12 protein-coding genes are annotated in these 17091 nt (G+C 68.0%); all 12 read left to right on the top strand.

What is annotated here, in order from left to right; translation table 11 throughout:
- Positions 1–35 precede the first annotated feature (35 nt).
- Entirely contained in the window at positions 36–1739 is a 1704-nt protein-coding gene (locus tag ACLBYD_RS14230) for a helix-turn-helix domain-containing protein (protein ID WP_447816952.1), read from the top strand.
- 177 nt (positions 1740–1916) lie between these two features.
- Positions 1917–3365 carry a uracil-xanthine permease family protein gene (locus tag ACLBYD_RS14225; protein ID WP_026061196.1) on the top strand — a complete coding sequence of 483 codons (1449 nt, stop codon included), beginning with the start codon at positions 1917–1919 and terminating at the stop codon, positions 3363–3365.
- An 87-nt stretch (positions 3366–3452) separates the two neighbouring features.
- Entirely contained in the window at positions 3453–4367 is a 915-nt protein-coding gene (locus ACLBYD_RS14220) for an FAD binding domain-containing protein (RefSeq protein ID WP_447816951.1), read from the top strand.
- Positions 4364–5035 (top strand): (2Fe-2S)-binding protein, encoded by a 672-nt coding sequence (locus ACLBYD_RS14215; protein ID WP_016692494.1) that lies wholly within the window; start codon positions 4364–4366, stop codon positions 5033–5035. Before ACLBYD_RS14220 ends, ACLBYD_RS14215 begins: the two co-directional genes overlap by 4 nt.
- Positions 5032–7560: an aerobic carbon-monoxide dehydrogenase large subunit gene (cutA, locus tag ACLBYD_RS14210; RefSeq protein WP_447816950.1), complete on the top strand. Its 2529-nt coding sequence runs from the start codon at positions 5032–5034 to the stop codon at positions 7558–7560. Before ACLBYD_RS14215 ends, cutA begins: the two co-directional genes overlap by 4 nt.
- The gene (locus tag ACLBYD_RS14205) at positions 7557–8234 is read left to right on the top strand and encodes an SRPBCC family protein (protein WP_447816949.1); all 678 of its coding nucleotides are present in this window, start codon (positions 7557–7559) and stop codon (positions 8232–8234) included. The genes cutA and ACLBYD_RS14205 overlap by 4 nt, the downstream gene beginning before the upstream one ends.
- Positions 8235–8430: 196 nt before the next feature.
- Complete coding sequence (locus ACLBYD_RS14200; RefSeq protein ID WP_447816948.1) at positions 8431–10533, top strand: hydantoinase/oxoprolinase family protein; 2103 nt, start codon at positions 8431–8433, stop codon at positions 10531–10533.
- Positions 10530–12482, top strand: coding sequence for a hydantoinase B/oxoprolinase family protein (locus ACLBYD_RS14195; RefSeq protein ID WP_447816947.1), 1953 nt, complete (start codon positions 10530–10532; stop codon positions 12480–12482). The genes ACLBYD_RS14200 and ACLBYD_RS14195 overlap by 4 nt, the downstream gene beginning before the upstream one ends.
- Entirely contained in the window at positions 12482–13330 is an 849-nt protein-coding gene (locus ACLBYD_RS14190) for an SDR family oxidoreductase (RefSeq protein WP_447816946.1), read from the top strand. The genes ACLBYD_RS14195 and ACLBYD_RS14190 overlap by 1 nt, the downstream gene beginning before the upstream one ends.
- Before the next feature lie 26 nt (positions 13331–13356).
- Positions 13357–14172 (top strand): enoyl-CoA hydratase, encoded by an 816-nt coding sequence (locus ACLBYD_RS14185; protein ID WP_447816945.1) that lies wholly within the window; start codon positions 13357–13359, stop codon positions 14170–14172.
- Between the two features lie 57 nt (positions 14173–14229).
- On the top strand, positions 14230–15747 hold the full coding sequence (locus tag ACLBYD_RS14180) for an acyl-CoA synthetase (RefSeq protein ID WP_024102173.1): 1518 nt from the start codon (positions 14230–14232) through the stop codon (positions 15745–15747).
- A 40-nt stretch (positions 15748–15787) separates the two neighbouring features.
- Complete coding sequence (locus ACLBYD_RS14175; protein ID WP_447816944.1) at positions 15788–16939, top strand: acyl-CoA dehydrogenase family protein; 1152 nt, start codon at positions 15788–15790, stop codon at positions 16937–16939.
- Positions 16940–17091 lie beyond the last annotated feature (152 nt).

Raw genomic sequence — 17091 nt, 5'->3', positions numbered from 1 at the left:
GGGGGTGAACGACTGGCAGGTGGACGGGTATTGCTGTGACGGTGCGCAAGGCTGAGAAACCGGGGCCCAGCGCATCCGAACCGGGACGCAGCGCAGCCGATCCGGAGGACAGCGCAGCGGTCGTATTCGAACCCTGCCTGCTCGCAGACGTCGTCTCCTCGGGTCTCCTCGTCGCACCGACGGTGCTCGCCGGTGACGTCTCCACGGCGCGACCCGTCACCGGGATCGCGGTGATGATGCTCCCCGAGATCGGTCCCTGGTTGCGTCCGGGGCTGCTGCTCGTCACCTCCACCACCGTGCTCGCGCGACTCGCCGTGCCGGTCGCCGACTTCCTGGCGCGGCTGGACCGGAGCGAGGTCTCGGCACTTGTGGTCCGGCTCGACACCGGACATCCGCTGCCGCAGGGTCTCACGGACGACGTTCCTCTCCCGGTGCTGACGACGCCGGAGGAGGTCGTTGCGGATCACCGTCTCGCGCGGGGTCTCCGCGACATGGCCGTCGCTCAGGTGGAAGCGGTCTTCGAGGCGGATCACCTCCGTCGCGGGCTGCTCGAGATCGTCATGGCGGGCGGTGGGCACAGGGCGCTTGCCGAAGGCATTTCGCGCCGGCTCGGCGGGGCGGTCCTCATCACCACCCCGGACGGACGCCAGACCTACAGGGCCGGGAGGGAATCCGACTTCGCCTGGCTGTCCTCGACAGCGGCGGTCGACCCGACTGGCCGGGTGCGCACCGATTCGATCGAGGGCGGTCTCGGTCTGCACCGCTTCGGCGACGAGTACGTGGCGATCGCCGCGATCTCCGCCAACGGTATCGACCACGGTCGGCTTGTATTCTTCTGTCCCGCACGCGATCTCTCCGCCCCTGATCTGTATCTCGTGGAGCAGGCGGCGACGGTGTGTGCGCTCGTCGTCAGCCGCGAACTCGCGGTGTCCGCGGTCGAGGAGAAGCACCGGGCCAACTTCGTCCGGGACCTGTTGCGCGGCCGCGCCGGTGAACCCGAACAGGTGATCGTGCACGCGCAGATGTTCGGCTGGAATCTCGACCGCCCGGTGGTGGTGGTCGCCGTCGAACCCGATCGCGTGGACGACGATTCCTCGGCGGCACCGGCGCGACTGCCCGTCGTGGAACGGCAGGCCCGCGCGTTCGCGGGTGCGCTGGCCGGCCGCGATTCCGGAGCGTCCGTCACAGCTCTGGCGACCGAGACCGTCGTACTCATGGGTGAGGGCAGCGACACGATGACTCTCGTGCACGAACTCGTCGCCCAGGTGCGCGGAGCCGGCGGGGGAGGGCGTCGCCCGTTCGGTGTGGGGGTCTCGCGTGCGTCGTCGTCCACCGACGATCTGCCGGCGCTCTACGCCCAGGCGCGCACGGCACTCGAAGTGGGACGCAAGATCTCCGGTCCGTGGGCGGTGACCCATTTCGACGATCTGGGTGTGTACCGGTTGCTGAGCCTCGTCGAGGACACCGAGGAACTCGAATCGTTCGCGCGCGAGACGCTCAAGGAACTGACCGACGGCACGGCCGAGGCGCAGGACATGTGCCGTACCCTCGAGGTGCTCCTCGCCACCAACATCAACATCGCAGAAGCCGCGCGCCAGTTACATTTTCATTACAACACCCTGCGCTATCGTGTGGCGAAACTCGAAAAGATCCTCGGTCCCTTCACTGAACAGCCCGAACTGCGGTTGGACCTTTCGCTCGCGCTCAAGATCATCGCGATGCGCGGAATCGATTCCTGACGATCAACCACCGATCTTGCCAATTTCGGAGGGTCGCTCATGGCAGATTCCTCCCACGCCGGGCCGCAGCTGCTCCGTTAGCGTTTGCGGCTACCGAAGTACACGTGTGATCGGCAACACAGACGTAACAATCCGCGTGAACTCTATCGGCACCCACACTCTGCTGAAAGGTCCGATATGCCCATCTGGACAGTGCACGGAGACGGCAAGAACATAGAACCGGGTCAGGTCGTGGCGCCGATGGAGCGCCTGAGTTGGGGCCGCACGATCGGTCTGGGCGGCCAGCACGTGGTGTCGATGTTCGGCGCCACCTTCGTCTTCCCGATCATCATGGGTCTCAACCCGCAACTGGCAGTGATGCTCTCGGGCTTCTGCACCCTGTTCTTCCTCGCCGTCGTCAAGGGCCGGATCCCCAGCTACCTGGGTACCTCCGCGGCCTTCGTCGGCGGCATCGCCGCGATCTACGCCCAGGGCGGCTCGCCGTCGGAGGTCACCGGCGCGATCATGGTCTCCGGACTCGTGCTCGCCGCGATCGGTGTGGTGATCCACTTCCTCGGCGGCTCGCTGGTCTTCAAGATCCTGCCGCCGGTCGTCACCGGTGCGGTGGTCATGCTCATCGGCTTCAACCTGGCACCGGTGGTGGCCGGCACCTACTGGCCGCAGGATCAGTGGGTCGCGCTGACGGTGATGATCGCGCTGATCGTGGGCAGCGTCGTGCTGCGCGGATTCCTCGGTCGCGTCGCCATCTTCCTGGCACTGCTGTTCGGCTACGCACTGTCCTGGGTTCTCGACCGCATCAGCGGACCGATCACCTCCTACGACGCCGGCGCCGACGCCGTCACCGAACACTTCCGCGTGAACTGGGAAGGCGTTGCGTCCGCTCCGTGGTTCGGTCTGCCGCCGTTCACGGACGAAGCCGCCGGTGTCGTCGGCATCCACGCCCCGTCGTTCAGCCTCACCTTCATCGTGCTCGTCCTGCCCGGTGTCATCGCCCTGATCGCCGAGAACGCCGGACACGTCAAGGCGGTCGCCGAGATCACCAAGACCGACCTCGACCCCATGATGGGACGCGCACTGGCCGGTGACGGTCTCGCCACGGCCCTCGCCACCGGTGTCGGCGGTTCCCCGACGACGACCTACGCGGAGAACATCGGCGTCATGGCCGCGACCCGCGTGTACTCGACGGCGGCCTACGCGGCAGCCGGCGTCATCGCCATGCTCCTCGGCTTCTCCCCGAAGTTCGGTGCGGTCATCTCCGCGACTCCGGGTGGCGTGCTCGGCGGCATCACCGTGGTCCTCTACGGCATCATCGGCCTGCTCGGCGCCAAGATCTGGAAGGAGAACGGCGTCGACTTCGGCGACCCGCGCAACCTCATGCCCGTCGCGGCCGGCCTGATCATCGCGATCGGCGATACCAGCCTCCAGTTCACCGATACGTTCTCGCTGAGCGGCATCGCGCTGGGCACCATCGTCGTGATCGGTCTCTACCACCTCTGCCGGGTCATCGCCCCCAAGGACATCGCACCCGAGGATCCCGATACCCCCTCCGATCAGGGAGAACCTGTCCGGACGGAGCCCGATCCCGACGGCGAGAGCGGCGCGGGGAGGGTGAAGGAGTTCGCGTGACCTCTATTACATCTGACATTGTCGACCGGTGAGCTTTGTCACTTCTCCACGAAACGTCGATCGCACTATGCGGGCAGGATCTGTTCAATGAAACCGTCGCCACTCACCTATCACCGACCGCGGTCGATCGATGAAGCCTGCGAGATCCTTGCAGGGGTCGCGCACGAGGGCAAAGTGCTCGCCGGCGGCCAGTCACTGATTCCGCTGCTGTCGATGCGCCTGGCGGCACCGGCTCACCTCGTCGACATCGGCTCGATCCCGCGCCTCGACGCGATCTCCGCTTCGTCGGAACTCGGCGTCACCTTCGACGCGCTCACCACCCACGCAGCGCTCGAATCCGATCCGACGGTCGCGCGGGTCCAACCCCTGCTGGGCCGCGCGCTCCGCCTGGTGGCGCACCCGACCATCCGCAATCGCGGAACGACCGTCGGCTCGATCGTCCACGCCGATCCGTCTGCGGAGATGCCGGCCGTGCTGTCGCTGCTCGGCGGAACGCTCACCGTCCGCTCCGTGCGCGGAGTCCGGCAGATCCCCGCCTCGGAGCTGTTCGCCGGGCCGCTCGAATCGACCCTCGAAGCCGACGAGATCGCGACCAGCGTGACGGTGCCGGCGGCGCGTCCGGGTACCGGCACCGCCATCGACGAGATCGCACGACGCCACGGCGACTACGCCCTCGTCGGCGTGGTCGCGCAGGTGGAGGTCGAGGACGGCGCGGTGACGTCCGCCCGGATGACCTACGTCTCCGCGGGAGAGCTCGGGCAGGTCGTCGACTACACCGACATCCTGCGCGGGGCCTCGGCGCACGACGAGCGCGACCCGCTCTGGCAGCAGGTCGCGGAGAAGGCACGCGAGACCGTCGAGACGGAGGCGGACATCCACGCCACCGACCGTTACCGGTCACAGCTGGTGGCGGCACTGACCGGCCGTGTCGGCTTCGCGGCCGCGCAGGACGCGATCCGCGACGACACACGGGTACCGATGCACACGGGAGGAAGTCGATGACGAGTTCGATCCACAAGGGTGGTCGCGACGCCTCGCGGCGGACCGTCGCCGAACAGGTCGACGAGCTGCAGGCGGAGACCGGCGAGCACCACGTCGCCGTGACCTTCACCCTCAACGGCGTGACGCAGACGGTGGTGCTGCCCTCGCGCACGCTGGCATCGGACGCGATCCGTCATCACCTCCGCCAGACCGGCACCCACGTGGGATGCGAGCACGGTGTGTGCGGCGCGTGCACGGTGCTGCTCGACGGCAAGCCGGTGCGGTCGTGCCTCGTGCTCGCCGCGAGCCTCGAGGGCCGCTCGGTGACGACGGTCGAGGGGCTCGTCGAACCGGACGGCACCCTGCATCCCGTGCAGGAGGCGTTCGTCGACTGTCACGGTCTGCAATGCGGTTTCTGCACACCGGGATTCGTCACCACGATCGCCGCCTTCCTCGAGGAGAACCCATCGCCCACCCACGAGGAGGCGACCGAGGCGATCGCGGGCAATCTGTGCCGGTGCACGGGCTATCAGAACATCCGGGCGGCCGTGTTGCGCGCCGCCGAGATCAAGCGTGAACGGTCCGGAGGCTCACCGCTCGGCCCCGACAGCGAGGCGGCCCGTGCCTCGCTCGATGCCAAGGTTCGCGGCACCACCGCTCCGGTCGGAGGAAAGGCAGGACGAGCATGACCAGTGTCTCCGATTCGCCGGTCTCCAGCTCGGTCTCGACGAGCACGACGACCGACCTCGCTCCCGCCGACATCGGCGGTGCCACCGAGTCGGGCAAGTCGTTCGGCAAGCCCATCCCGCGCGTGGAGGACAACCGGCTCGTCAGCGGCAACGGTCGCTATCTCGACGATCTCGGGCACGGCGCGCTCGCCGCGGCCTTCGTCCGGTCGCCGCACGCCCACGCCCGCATCCTCGACATCGCCGTCGACGCGGCTCTCGAACTGCCGGGCGTGCACGCCATCTACACCTACGACGATCTCGAGGCCGACTCGCCCGAGATGGCCGAGAACCTCCCGCTGCTCATCCCGCACCCCGCGATCACCGCTCCGCGCAACGGATATCCGCTCGCGAAGGACGAGGTGAACCATGTCGGCGAGGCGATCGTGATGGTCGTGGCGGACAACCGGTACATCGCCGAGGACGCCTGCGCGCTGATCGACATCACCTACGAGGCCCTTCCGGCCGTGGTCGGTGTCGACACCGCACGCAACGCCGCGCACGTCGTCCACCCGGATGTGCCCGACAACGTCGCGGCGCATCTCCAGCACGGTTTCGGCGACATCGAGGCCGAACTCGCCGCGGCACCGCACACGCTGACCCTCGACCTCGAGATCGAACGTTCGGCGTCGATGCCGATGGAGGGCAAGGGCGTCTACGCGCGCTGGGACGACGACGAGAAGGCGCTGACCTTCTGGACGTCCACCCAGACCTCGACGTCCGCCCGTGCCGCGATCGCAGCGCGACTGGGCATGGCACACAACAAGGTTCACTGCATCGCCCCCGACGTCGGTGGTGGTTTCGGTGTGAAGATCGTCCACCCGTGGCCCGAGGAGGTCATGGTCACCTGGGCTGCGCGCAAGCTGGGGCAGGCGGGGATCTCCAACGAGGTCAAGTGGGTCGAGGACCGGCGCGAGCACTTCGTCTCCAGCGCCCACGAGCGCGGGCAGATCCACGAGGTCACCGTCGGGTTCGACGACGACGGCCGGCTGCTGGCCTTCGACTTCTCGATCTGGCACGACAACGGCGCGTACCTGCCGTACGGCATCATCGTGCTGCTCAACACCTCCACCCAGGTGCTCGGCCCCTACAAACCGCGCGCCTTCCGGGTGGACGCCTACTCGCTGTACACCAACACGGTCATCGTCACGCCCTACCGCGGCGCTGGACGACCCCAGGGAGTGTTCGCGATGGAGCGGGCGATGGACGCCATCGCCAAGCATCTCGGCAAGGATGTCCTCGAGGTCCGCGAGACCAACTTCATCCGCCCCGAGGAGATGCCCTACGACTTCCACCTGATCTTCCAGGACGGTCGCCCGCTCATCTACGACACCGGCGACTACCAGGCCGGAATGGACAAGCTCAAGAAGCTCATCGGCTGGGACGAGTTCGCGGAGTACAAGGAACGTGCCCGCGCCGAGGGTCGCCGCGTCGGCATCGGTGTGGGAGCGTACGTCGAGGGCACGGGACCGGGCCCGTACGAGGGTGCGCACGTGCTCATCGAGACCTCGGGCAAGGTCAAGGCCGCCACGGGCCTGACCACCCAGGGCCAGGGACATCAGACCTCCTTCGCGCAGATCGTCGCGGACGATCTCGGTGTGCCGGTCTCCGACGTCGAGATCGTCACCGGCGACACCCGCCGATTCGGTTATGCGGTCGGCACGTTCGCCTCGCGCGGTGCCGTGATGTCCGGATCCGCCTTCCACGTCGCCGCGCAGATGGTGGCGGAGAAGGCGAAGAAAATCGCCGCGGAACACCTCCACGCCAACGTCGCCGATCTCGAACTGCGCGAGGGGCACGTGTGCGTGGTGGGCACCGAACCCGGCGCGGAGGGCACCTCGATCCCGCTCGGTGTCGTGGCCGTACTGTCGAACCCGCTCCGCTACGCCTTCGACGACGCCTCCCGTCGCGCAACGGGTTTCGCGAACGCCGAGACCGACATGTCGGTGCCGCCCGTCCTCGAGGGTGAGCAGCCCGGCCTGGAGGCGACCGGCTACTACTCGCCGCCCACGTCGACGTTCGCGTCGGGAATCCACGCGGCGATCGTCGAGACCGATCCCGTCACCGCAGAGATCCGCGTGCTCCGGTACGCGGTGGTGCACGACTGCGGCAACGTCATCAACCCGCGCATCGTCGAGGGCCAGGTGCAGGGCGCGGTCGCGCAGGGCATCGGCGGCGCGCTCTACGAGAAGATCGTCTACGACGAGCACGGGCAGATGCTCAACGCGTCGTACATGGACTTCCTCATGCCCTTCGTGACGGAGATGCCCGACTCGCTCGAGATGGACCACACCGTCACCCCGTCCGCACTCAATCCCCTCGGAATGAAGGGCGCCGGCGAGGCCGGTGTCATCCCGACCTCGGCAGTGATCGCCGCGGCCGTCGAGGACGCGGAGGGCATCCCGATCACCAGCATGCCGATTTCCCCCTCGGAGTTGTTCGAGCTGCGTCTGACCCACGCGGCATCCCGAAACAAGGAGAACGAATGAGAATCGCCGGTACCGCGCAACTGCAGGCACCCCCCGACGTGGTGTACGACAGCCTGCAGGACGGCCGTGTTCTCGCGGCGACGATCCCGGGCGTGCAGTCGCTCGAGCAGATCAGCGACAACCACTACAAGCTCTCCATCACCGCCGGGGTGGCCTCCATCAAGGGCACCTACGACGGGGAAGTGGTTCTGTCGCAGCAGAATCGCCCCGAATCGTTCGTCATGACGGCATCGGGTTCCGGTGCTCCGGGAACGGTCAAGGCCGATGTGGCGGTGCGTCTCGAAGAGCGTGACGGCGGCACCGTGCTCACCTACGACGCGGACGCGGTCGTCGGCGGCATGGTCGGGGGCGTCGGACAGCGGATGATCACCGGTGTCGCGAAGAAGATGGCCGGCGTGTTCTTCAACGGCATCGACGGTGTGATCGCCAACGGTCTGCCGACGGCACCGAGTGCGCCCGAAGCCGCAGCCGTCACGGCCGTGAACGGAGCCGAGGTGGCCGAGGTCGCCGAGGGTGCGGGTGTGAGGACCACCGCGCTGCCCGTGGCTGCCGCGGCAACTGCACCGGCACCGGCCGGATCGCCTTCGGCAGCAACGGTTCTGCTGTCCGCGGGAGTGGGCGCCGGCATCGCCCTGGCGGGCGTCGCCCTGGGAGCGATCCTCGCCCGACGCTGACCTTCTCGTCGAACACCTACGGCACCCCCGGGCCACCACGGCCCGGGGNNNCCGTCGTCTGCAGGTGGCAGGTGCACGAACCCCGAACTCCAGGCGACGAGTTCGGCGAGATGTGACAAAGAAACACCGCCGCTGAGCGGGTGGAATGTCATCAGACGTCAGGTGGGACACCGGCGAGAAGAACCCAGGAGGAAACATGGGATCCAGGAAGATTCGGGTCGGCATCGATACCGGTGGAACATTCACGGACGTGGTCGCGGTGGACGACGAGTCCGGCGCCATCGTCACCACGAAGACCCCGTCGACACCGCAGGATCCGGCCATCGGCTTCCTCGCCGGCATCGAGAAGGTCCTCGCGCAGCTCGGCGAGACCGGCGACGCGATCGACGCCGTCAGCCACGGCACCACCGTCGCGACCAACAAGCTCCTCGAGGGCAAGGTCGGCACCCTCGGATTCATCACCACCGAGGGCTACGAACACGTCCTCGAGATCGCCCGCCAGTCGGTCCCCGACGGCTACGGCAACTCCTACTTCTGGGTCAAGCCCGACCGCATCGTGCCGGCCGACCGTGTCCGCACCATCCGTGGCCGTCTCGCCTACGACGGCAGCGAGATCCGTCCCCTGAACGAGGACGATGTCCGCGCCGCCGCCCGCTTCTTCAAGGACCGCGAGATCCTCACCGTCGGCGTGTGCCTCATGCACTCCTACGCCAACCCCGAGCACGAGCGCCGCGTCCGCGACATCCTCATGGAGGAGTACCCGGAGGCGACCGTGAGCATCTCCAGCGAGGTGCTGCGCGAGTACCGCGAGTACGAGCGGTCCATCACGACCCTCGTCGACGCCGCGGTCAAGCCCAACATTCGGAACTACGTCAACAACATCGCGAACCGTCTGCGCGAGTTCTCCTCCGCCGAGGGCGAGCAGCGCGACATCCCGTTCTACGTGATGAAGTCCAACGGCGGCGTGCTCTCGGCCAAGGAGGTCGTGCACCAGCCGATCACCACCGTGCTCTCCGGCCCCGCAGCCGGCGCCCTGGGCGCGGCCCTGATCGCCGGTGTCGCCGGTGTCGACCAGGTGCTGACCTGCGACGGTGGCGGCACCTCGACGGACGTCACCGTGGTCGTCGGCGGCGAGCCGGCCCTCACCACGGAAGGTCGCGTGGGTGTCTACCCGTCCAAGATCCCGATGATCGACGTGGTGACCGTCGGTGCCGGTGGCGGCTCCATCGCATGGATGACCCCCGAGGGCACCCTGCGTGTCGGCCCGCAGTCGGCCGGCGCCGATCCCGGACCCCTGTGCTACGGCAAGGGCGGTAACGAGCCGACCATCACCGACGCCCACGTCCTGCTCGGCCGCATCCCTCCCCACCTGCTCGGCGGTGAGATCCCGCTCGACACCGAACTCGCCCGCAAGGGCGTCGAGGAGCTCGCGCACCGTCTCGGCCTCGAGTTCGAGGCGTGCGCCACGGGCATCCTCGAGGTGTCGGCCTGGAACCAGGCCAACGCGCTGCGGCAGATCACCGTCAAGCGCGGTCTCGACGTCCGCGACTTCACCCTGGTGACCTTCGGCGGATCCGGTTCGCTGCTGGCCTGCCGCCTCGTCGACATCCTCGGTCTCAAGGACGTCCTCGTGCCGCTCGAGCCCGGCAACGTCTCGGCCTTCGGGCTGCTCACCGTCGACGTCCGCAACGACTACGTGCAGACGCACGTCAGCCGCCACGACCGGTTGGAGATCGAGGAGCTGCAGGCCGGACTCGACGCCCTCGCGGCCGAGGCCGAACGTGCCCTCGAGGACGAGGGATTCGGACCCGACCAGCGGCAGTACGCCCGCTCGGCGGACCTGCGCTACTTCGGCCAGGCCTTCGAGGTGCGTGTGCCGGTCGGCGACGGCCCCATCACCCAGGAACTGATGGACGAGGCGGCCGAACGCTTCCACCAGGCCCATCGCGAGCTCTACGGCTACGACTTCCGCAACGATCCCCACCAGCACGTGGAATGGGTCAACCTCCGCGTCAGCGGCATCGGACCCATCAAGCGACCGGAACTCGCCGAGATCGCCCCGGGCACGGGTGCGGACGCCGCCCTCACCGGCACCCGCGAGGCGTACTTCGACGAGTGGGTCACCACCCGCGTGTACGACCGCGCCCGCCTCGGTGCCGGCGACGAACTCGAAGGTCCCGCCGTGATCGAGGAATTCAGCTCGACCATCCCGGTCCACCCCGGATTCCGCGCTCGCATCGACTCTTTCGGCAACATCCGCCTCACCAAGACATCCGACTCGAACGGAGCCACCCGATGACTGCGACTCTCGAACCCGCCGTGGCCACGACGCGCAAGCCCTTCCGGCTGACCGACGCTTCGGGCACCGCTCCCGATCCGGTGCTCGTCGAGATCGTCGCCGGTTACCTCGCCAGCGTCGAGATGGAGGTGGAGACCTCCATCTCCCGAACCTCGCGCTCGCCGATGATCCGCGACGCCCACGACTTCCGTGCCGGCATCCACGATCGCAACCTGCGCAAGCTCACCGGTCGTTCGTACTCGGCGCTCGTGCATCCGGTGGCGCGGGACTTCCCGCTCGAGACGATGAAGCCCGGCGACGTCTTCTTCCACAACGACGTCTACCTCTCCGAAGGCGGCATCGGCCACCTCCCCGACCTGTGCGTCACCGTGCCGGTCTTCGCGACCCGCCCCGGCGACACCGAGCCCTCGGTGGTCGCGTTCGTGCAGGCCTTCGGCCACCACGACGACATCGGCGGTTGCTGCCCCGGCTCCATGCCGTCGGGTGCGACCACGGTGTACGAGGAGGGACTGATGGTCCCGCCGATCAAGCTGTGGGACCAGGGCGTTCCGAACGAGGCGGCGCTGCGGATCATGACCCGCAACTCCCGCATGCCCGACTCGCTCGCCGCGGACCTCGACGCCGAGTGCTCGGCGTGCCTCATGGGCGCGCGCCGGCTGTCGGAGCTGTTCGAGCGCTACGGTGTCGAGACCGTCGAGGCCTGCTTCGACGCGATCCTCGACGCCACCACGGAGACGTACCGCCGCGAGATCCTCAGCAAGATCCCGGTGGGCACGTACACCTGGGAGGACTACGCCGAGCACGACGGTGTGGACGAGCCCATGCTGCACGTGCAGCGCATCACCCTCACCAAGACCTCCCCGGAGGACGAGGGCGGCGAGCGTCTGATCCTGGACTTCAACGGCACCGGTCCGCAGGCGAAGGGGCCGATCAACCACTGCGGTGACTACGCCGACGGCAACTTCCTCATCAAGTGGCTGGCGCCGATCCTCCGCAACCTGGCCGACACCCCGGACCGCATGGCGGAACTGGACGTCAACGAAGGTGTCGTGCCGCTGATCGAGATGAAGTTCCCGGAGCCGGGCACGCTCATCACGCCGATCTTCCCCGCCCCCACCAACGCTCGCACGTTCGTGATCCTGCGTCTGCTCGGTGTGCTCTCCGGTGTGGTCGCCAAGGCGGTCGACGGCAACATGCCCGCCGACCAGGAGACCATTCGCTACACCGGTGTGTACGGCGAGGACTTCGACGGCCACTCGTACCTCATGCGTGAGGTGCTCGGTGGCGGCTCCGGCGGCCGGCACTACGCCGACGGTGAGGACACCATCCACGTGGTGCCCGACTCGCGGAACCTGCCCACGGAGTTCACCGAGAGCCGTTTCCCGTTCATCGTCGAGAAGCTGGGTCTGGCAATCGATTCCGGTGGAGCCGGTCGCTACCGCGGTGGTCTCGGCTACGAGAAGCACATCCGCATGCTCAAGGACGCGAACTTCATGTCCATCGCGGACCGTTCGATCCTTGCGTGCTGGGGCGTCAAGGGCGGCAAGGCCGGCAAGCCGTTCTCCGTCACCCTCGATCCCGGCGGCCCGAACGAGCGTGAGTTCGACGCTCTCACGGACGCCGAGCCGATCAAGGCCGGCGAGGTCGTGCGCATCCGCACCACCGGCGGCGGTGGCTGGGGCGACCCGCTCGATCGTCCGATCGACGAGGTGGTCCGGGACGTGCTGTGGCGCAAGGTGTCCGTCGAGGGCGCCCGCGACGACTACGGTGTGATCCTGAAGGACACCTCGGCCGACGAGCCCGTCGCCGACGTCGAGGCCACCGAGGCGCTGCGTGCGCAGATGCGCGCCGAGCGCGGCGAGGAGGAGCCCTTCTTCGACCGCGGTCCCGGTTACGCCCGCCTGTCGGGTGGTGCCGAGTTCGCCGAGTACGACTTCATCGGCAACTGATGTCGACGACGACCCATCGCTCCCGCGGCACCGATCTCGCAGTGATCGGTGCCGCGGGGAAGACCGGAACGGCTGTCGTCGCGGCGCTGGAGACAGCAGACACGACCCCCGTCCGCCGAGTGGTGCACACCGCTCGACGGGCGGGGGATCGTGCTGTCGACCTCGAGACGGGTGCCGGGCTCGTCGACGCGCTGTCGGGCTGCCGCGGCGTCTACTTCATCGCCCCGAACATGCACCCCGACGAGCCGGCGCTGTTCGAACGGTTCCTCGAGGCGGTGGCCGAGGCCGGAGTGGATCACGTCGTCTACCACTCCGTCGCCTGGCCGTACACGCCGGCGATGCCGCACCACCTCGACAAGGCCCGGTGTGAGGACATCCTGCACGCCTCGGGTGTGCGGTGGACCGTGCTGCAGCCCTGCGCGTACACGGAGAACTTCGCGTCCGTGCTCGACGGATCGGTCGACGCACTCGACGTCCCCTACGACCCCGACGCGCCGTTCTCGTTCGTCGCCCTGTCGGACGTCGCGGCGGTGGCGGCCCGTGTCCTCATCGAGGGCGCGGACGTCCATCATGGCGCCACCTACGAGCTCGGGGGACCGGACGCGGTGAGTGTGCGGCAGCTGTGCGCGGTCGCCGGGCGGTCGGTGGAGATCGAGCAGGTGTCCGTCCCTGTGTGGATGGAGCGCCACGGCCGCGACCTGCCCGCAGATGCCCGCGAGCGTCTCGCGGCGATGTTCGGCTTCTACGACGATCAAGGCTTCGTCGCAGGGAGCGCCGTCACGGCGGCGCTGCTCGGCCGGGAGCCTGCCCGCGTCGCGGATCTCGTCTCGTCGATGCCGCGCCGGTAACCCGTCGGTGGTGTAGGAAAGGGAACGTGACGGATCGCTCTGCGGACGGCCCCGACGCCGTCGACACCCTGCCCCCGCCCGTGCTCATCGCTGTCGACGAGGCCAGCGGTATCGGGGTGCTCACCCTCGACCGCCCGAAGCAGCGCAACCCGCTGTCGGTGGAGACGATGCGCGAGGTCATCGCCGGTCTGACGGCGCTCGCGGCCGACTCGAAGGTGATCGTGGTCCGCGCGGAAGGCCCGGTGTTCTCGGCCGGGCACGACCTGCGGCAGATGATCGGACGCACGCTCGACGAGGAACGTGCGATCTTCGAGACGTGCAACGAGATGATGCGGACGGTGCAGTCGATCCCTCAACCGGTGATCGCGTCGGTGCAGGGCACGGCGCTCGCGGCGGGATGCCAGCTCGTCGCTGCGTGCGATCTCGCCGTCGCTGCCGGCGACGCCCGCTTCGGCACCCCGGGTGTGCGGATCGGGTTGTTCTGCTCCACGCCGATGGTCGCGGTCAGCCGCGCGATCGGACGCAAGCGGGCGCTGCAGATGCTGCTGACCGGCGACACCATCGATGCGGAGACCGCCGCCGACTGGGGGCTGGTGAACTACGTCGTCGAACCGGAGACACTGGAGACCGCGACCACCGAGCTCGCCCTGAAGATCGCCACGTCGTCCCCCGCGACGATGCGGATCGGCAAGGAGGCGTTCTACCGGCAGATCGATCTGCCGCAGGAGACGGCCTATGCCGCGATGGCGGAGACGATGGCGTCGAACGCGATGATCGACGACGCGCAGGAGGGGATGACGGCCTTCCTCGAGAAGCGGGCCCCGGTCTGGAAGGGCCGTTGATCCCGAGCGATCGCTAAGTCTGGACTAGTTGGTTGGACGTCCTATAAAGTTCGCTGCATGACCCCCGATCCGCGTCAGAGCACCGTCGACGGCATCCTCCACCGCACCGCCGCACGCTATCCCGCCCGCGTCGCGCTCCGCTTCGGCGACCGGCAGTTCACCTACCGGGAACTCGACGACGCCGTCACCCGCGCCGCCGCACATCTGCTCTCGTTGGGCCTGTCCAAGGGCGACCGCGTGGCCGCCTACGGCACCAACTCCGACGGCTACGCGATCGGATATCTCGCCGCTGCCCGCGCCGGCCTGGTGCACGTGCCGATCAACTACGCACTGCGCGGCGAGGAACTGTCGTACCTGCTCGGCCAGTCGGGGGCGAAGGCCGTGCTCGTCGACCCGGCGCTGCGGGACAACCTCGACGCCGTCCTGGCCGACGTGCCGGCCGAGACCGTCGTCCTGCTCCGCGACGCCGACGATTCCCTGGTGACGGTCACGCAGAGCGGCGACGTGCCGACGCTCGACGTGGCGGTGGCCGACACCGACCTCGTCCAGCTCCTCTACACCTCGGGCACCACGTCGAAGCCCAAGGGCGCCATGATGACCCACCGGGCGCTCACCTTCGAATACATGTCGTCGATCGAGGCGCTCGACCTGTCGGCCGGCGACGACCCGCTCGTGTGCATGCCGCTCTACCACTCCGCCGCGATGCACGTCTTCCTCATCCCGTACTTCGCGGTCGGCGCGACCGTGCGGCTGCTCCCGGCACCCGACGTCGCCGAGATCCTCCGGCTGGTGGAGGAGGAGCGCATCGGATCGCTGTTCCTCGCCCCGACCGTGTGGGTGCCGCTGACCAACCATCCCGACCTCGACAAGCGTGACCTGTCGTCGCTGCGCAAGGCTCAGTACGGCGCGTCGATCATGCCGGTCACCGTCCTCGAGCGCCTCCGCGGCCGCTACCCCGAGCTCGGCTTCTACAACTGCTTCGGGCAGTCCGAGATCGGTCCGCTCGCCACCGTCCTCCGTCCCGAGGAGCACGACGCGCGTCCCGCCTCGTGTGGCCGGGCGGTCCTGTTCGTCGAGACCCGCGTCGTCGACGCCGACGGCAACGACGTCCCCGACGGAGAACCCGGCGAGATCCTGTACCGCTCGCCGCAACTGTGCCTCGGCTACTGGGAGAACCCCACCGCGACCGAGGAGGCCTTCCGCGACGGCTGGTTCCACTCCGGCGACCTCGTCACCCGCGACGCCGAAGGCTTCATCACCGTCGTCGACCGCATCAAGGACGTCATCAACACCGGCGGCATCCTCGTCGCCTCGCGTGAGGTCGAGGACGCGATCTACACGCACCCGGCTGTCGCCGAGGTCGCGGTGATCGGTACTCCGGACGAGAAGTGGATCGAAGCGGTGACCGCGGTGGTCGTCCTCAAGGACGGTCACGAACTCGACGAGCCCACCCTGATCGACCACGTCAAGCAGCGTCTCGCACCGTTCAAGGTGCCCAAGGCCGTTCGCTTCGTCGACGTCCTGCCGCGTAACCAGAGCGGCAAGCTCCTCAAGCGCGAACTACGCGGATCCTGACCACACTCTCCGAACACTGCGAAAAGGAAAACTGAACCCGATGCCGAAGAAGCACGTCGCCTCCTGGTACGACGACGAGGTCTCTGCCGTCTACGATCTCGCGCGCGAGTTCTTCGATCGCGAGGTCATGGGCAAGGCCGAAAAGTGGGATTCGCAGCGTCGTATCGATCGTGAGGTGTGGCTCGAGGCCGGCAAGCTCGGTCTGCTGTGCTGCTCGATCCCCGAGGAGTACGGCGGGGGTGGCGGCACCTTCGCGCACGACCTCGCGATGTTCGACGCGCAGGGCTATTCCGGCGATCTCGCGTTCGGCAATTCCGTGCACAGCGGCATCGTCGCGCACTACATCCTCGAGTACGGCAACGAAGAACAGAAGAAGGCGTGGCTGCCGGGCATGGCCACCGGCGAGATCCTCGGCGCCATCGGCATGACCGAACCCGGCGCGGGCTCGGACCTCAAGGCCATCAAGACCACCGCGGTGCGCGACGGCGACCATTACGTCGTCAACGGCTCGAAGACCTTCATCACCAACGGTTCCTCGGCCGACGTCATCGTCCTCGCCGTCAAGACCGACCCGAAGGCCGGCGCCAAGGGCGTGTCGCTGCTCATCGTGGATCTCCGTGACACCCCGGGCTTCTCGGTGGGTCGTGTGCTCGACAAGGTCGGCCAGCACGCCGCCGACACCTCCGAACTGTCGTTCGTCGACGTGCGTGTGCCCGTGACGAACCTGCTCGGCGATACCGAAGGACTCGGTTTCGGTCAGCTCATGGCACAACTCGTACAGGAGCGACTGATCATCGGTGCGCAGGCCGCCGGCGCGATGGACCGGGCCGTCGAGGAGACCGTCCGCTACACCAAGGCGCGACAGGCCTTCGGGCACAGCCTGTTCGAGTTCCAGAACACGGCCTTCGAACTCGCCGAGTGCCAGACCATCGCCCGCACCTGCCGCATCTTCCTCGACCACTGCATCGAGCAGCACCTGAAGGGCCAACTCGACCCGTCGGACGCCGCGATGGTCAAGTACTGGCTGACCGACAAGCAGTGCGAGGTCATCGACCGATGCGTTCAGCTGCACGGCGGCTACGGCTACATGCGCGAGTACCTCATCGCGCGGATGTACGAGGACGCGCGCGTCCAGCGGATCTACGCCGGTGCGAACGAGGTCATGAAGCAGATCATCGCGCGGGCGCTGTAAGCACTCGGTTCGGAACTACCCGGCGTCCGGTCCAGTCGACACTCGGCTGCACCGGGCGCCGAGTCGTCTCCGGATGTGGGATGTCTCAACCGGCCGTGGTGGTCAGGAACTCTCGGATCGCCGCGGTGAGCTTCTCGGGTTGGTCTTCGGCC

This window comes from Rhodococcus sp. C26F (genome assembly GCF_053345925.1).
The sequence above is the reverse complement of the archived record's forward strand: the minus strand, read 5'-3'. Positions and strand labels throughout refer to the sequence as shown.